This window comes from Proteiniphilum sp. UBA5463 (assembly GCF_002427225.1).
GTDB classification, from domain to species: domain Bacteria; phylum Bacteroidota; class Bacteroidia; order Bacteroidales; family Dysgonomonadaceae; genus Proteiniphilum; species Proteiniphilum propionicum.
Window position 1 is genome coordinate 1 of record NZ_DIQL01000031.1, and the last position, 2,099, is coordinate 2,099.

2 protein-coding genes and 1 pseudogene are annotated in these 2,099 nt (G+C 43.6%); all 3 read left to right on the forward strand.

What is annotated here, in order from left to right; genetic code table 11:
* Positions 1–1,015: Mu transposase domain-containing protein (locus B3B27_RS05295; protein WP_414703310.1), on the forward strand; the 1,015-nt coding region annotated here is incomplete at its 5' end.
* Between the two features lie 36 nt (positions 1,016–1,051).
* Complete coding sequence (locus tag B3B27_RS05300) at positions 1,052–1,465, forward strand: ATP-binding protein (RefSeq protein ID WP_238868689.1); 414 nt, start codon at positions 1,052–1,054, stop codon at positions 1,463–1,465.
* Between the two features lies 1 nt (position 1,466).
* A pseudogene (locus tag B3B27_RS05305) lies at positions 1,467–2,099 on the forward strand (hypothetical protein); the annotation flags it as partial.

Genomic DNA, 2,099 nt, shown 5'->3' on the forward strand with positions numbered 1-2,099 from the left:
TGTCATGGCCGTTCCCAGCCAGCGCAGCGATGATTTTTTATATGCTCTGGGCTGCTGTCTGAACCACCTGGGAGGATCTCCCAAGATCGTAGTCACCGACAACCTGAAAGCATCGGTAGTCAGAGCCGACCGCTATGAACCCGAAATAAACAGGATCATGGAGGATTTTGCCAATCACCACGGCTTCGTCGTTGTCCCTACGCGTGTGAGAAAGCCGCGGGATAAGGCCGCCGTGGAGAATGAGGTAAAGATCGCTTACCGGCGGATTTATGCCAAACTGCGCGACCGGACGTTCTTCTCCCTTGAGCAGGTAAATGCCGCTTTTGCCGAAAAAGCTCTGGAACACAATCAGACCCGCATGCAACAGAAAGAATATTGCAGGCAGGAGAAGTTTTTGGCAGAAGAGCGTCCCTTGCTCAAAGAGCTTCCGCGTGAGGCATTTGAAGTAAAATATTATGCGTGTCTTACCGTGAGTGTGAACAATTGCGTCTATCTTGCCCGTGACAAACATTACTATTCGGTTCCCTATCATTACATCGGGGAAAAGGCTGAAATCATCTATACCCGCGCACTGGTGCGTATATTCGTCAGAGGGGAATGCGTTGCCACACACCGCCGTTCGCTGAAGCCGGGTTACACCACGGAAAAGGATCACATGGGATCCAGCCATAATTTCTACCGCAACCGCAGCCCCGAGTTCTACATCAAAGAGGCTTCAAAACGTTCACAGTGCCTGACGGAACTGTTTCGGCTGTTCTTTGACAAGTCCGAAGTTCCCGGGATACAGTATCGTCGCTGTGACGGACTGCTGAGCCTGCAGCGCAAAACAGATCCGGTTGTTTTCGAAAGAGTCTGCCGCTACGCCTTGGATAACGGCATATACACTTACCAGTCCATCAAGAAAATCATCGACACGAGGGTTTATCTGCTTAATATGTCGGCAGATGAAATACCAAAGGGCAGTAACAATATAAAACACGGGAACATCAGAGGCAGGGAATATTATGCTGGATGAACCGTCATTCATAAACCAAATTGAATTACAAAAACAATGGAACAGATTAAATCGGAAATCTCAGGCATGAGGCTTTCGGGCATGGCCGGAGCCTTGCAGGAAAGCAGGAAAATTCATGAACTCTCTTTTACGGACGGCCTCAGAATCCTTCTTCAGGCGGAGCGGGATCAAAGGCAATCAAACCGATATGCAAGGTTGGTAAAGAATGCATCGTTTCGCTACCGGGCAAGTATTGAAGAGATAAATTTCGATGCTTCCGGAGGATTAGACAAAAATCTCATTCTTTCTTTAGCAAACGGCAGTTACATCCGTGATGCCGGCTCCATCCTGATTACCGGGGCAACCGGTTGTGGCAAAAGTTTTATCGCCTCCGCTTTGGGAGATCGTGCTTGTCGACAAGGCTATAGTGTGATCTACTTTGGGATGCAAAAATTACTTTCCAAACTCTAAGTTGAACTTAGAAGGCGATATTATGCATGTCGACCGACTCAAATTACAACATTCGGTTATGGAGGACTTTCCTAATATTATAGTATGTAGCTGTTGGGAAATTATTTTTGGAAAAAACATTGCCAGAAGGATGCATGAACAAAAATTCTGCGGCTTGATTGAACAACCTTTGGTACAACTATTAAACGATAATGTAAGGATTAGCCCCATATACATGATGCGCAAATCATTTATCGACGAAAAGAAAATACAATATGAAGATTACAGCTATGCGGAGGATTACAAGTTATGGTCAGAAATAGCCAAGTCCAAAGGCGTTTTATACATGGACAGCCAGCCTCTTATTTATTCCAGAATTTGTGATATGAAAATTTCCAGAAAAAGGAGAGAGATACAAATACAAAACATTTCCAAAATTAAAAAAGAGATTGTGTTTTCCCTTTGCTATAAATTGAGTGAAGTTTATCCCATGCTAATTCCTTTATACCATACAAATATTGATTTGCTAAAAGAAGAACTAATATCAGAAAAGGATTTTTTCAGTCACTGTTGTCCCGTTAAAATAATGTTTGTTGTTTGTAAATCTTTTATATTTAGCAATATATACTCTGAATTTCTTGTACACGATTTGAAT